The following is a 1181-nucleotide window of genomic DNA, read 5'->3' as shown; positions in this document are numbered from 1 at the left end:
CCCGTGTGGCGGGCAAATTGCCGCGCGCTTCCCGTCTGGCGGGCTCGGCATTCCGGGCACCTCGGGCGTTGTGCGAATTCGCCTCGCAGTTATGTCCGGTCGTGCGGTTAGGCTGTTCGCAGAAGTGATCCAAAACGGCGAGAACCCCCGGGACCGGGCCTGGTCCACTGGGGGCTCTCGAACGGGGCGAAGCTCCGTTGGGCGACACACCTTGATGGGAGGTGCTCGCGGGATGAAGGCTACCCGCACGCGTGGAACCACACGCGCAGCTACGCCGTTCTTCCACCGCGATCACGCCATCCGGGCTGTACGCGCGCATGCTGACGCCAGCCTCCGGATTCAGGGGGTTGGGATGACCTAGTGGCCATCGGCCGCGCGCGCCAAGAAGAGTGGACTCGCCATCCCCTTCGGCCTCGCGCGGCCCGTCTACCGCCTGGATTCGCCACCAGAGCGGTCCGCTCAGATCCCGGCTGTCACCGGTTCTGAGCCGCGGCTTATCAAGCCGCTCATTTCCATCCGGCCCCTCATCAGGGCCAATGCAACACCCGCGGGCCCCCGCCAAGGGGCTTCGCGGTCGCAGTACCGAAGTACCGCTTCTCGTTCCGAGGCCCGGCCAAGGGGCCCCTCTGCGTTGATCCATATGGAAGGTCGGTATCGCCATAGTGCACGAGCGTGAGTCGTCTTGTCAGGTCGACCACGACCAGGCGTCAACCCCGCCGGGGGGGATTTCTGCTGGTTGTGGTGTCCCCCCTGGCGGGATTGTGACGTACATCACACACCTTGACTGTCACACGGATGACGCCGGTTCGGCGGACCGCCTGACCTCGGGGATGTTCCTGTGAGCGCGGGAGCGGCGTCGGCCGCCACGCTGGATCACCCCCTGTGGGAATCCGTCGACAACTCCGTCGACGGGGCTCCGGCCGGGCGCTCGCGGCGTTGGCTGCGGTCGGTGCCGACACAGGCCGGCCCGGTGCCGGAGCGTGGTCCGGCGCCCCCGCTGGCCCTGGGGCACGACGCCCAGGCCCGGTTTCGCGGTGCGGTGGGCGCGCTGCTGGATGCCCCCGGCCTCGAGGGCGCGTCGGATGCGGTCAGGTTGGCGGTGATCGTACTGGCGTCGCGGACCCCGTCCGAGACGGGTGTGGTGGAGATCCGTACGCCCGAACTGGGTCGGTGGCTGGGTC

Annotated in this window: 1 pseudogene; it reads left to right on the top strand. The window is 68.8% G+C overall.

The window, feature by feature from the left end:
- Positions 1-838: 838 nt before the first annotated feature.
- Positions 839-1181, top strand: a pseudogene (locus CCN39_RS51435) (hypothetical protein); the annotation flags it as partial.

The sequence above is a fragment of the Amycolatopsis kentuckyensis genome (assembly GCF_002155975.1).
Classification (GTDB): Bacteria; Actinomycetota; Actinomycetes; order Mycobacteriales; family Pseudonocardiaceae; genus Amycolatopsis; species Amycolatopsis kentuckyensis.
Note: the sequence above shows the minus strand (reverse complement) of the source record. Positions and strands in the feature narration are given on the sequence as shown.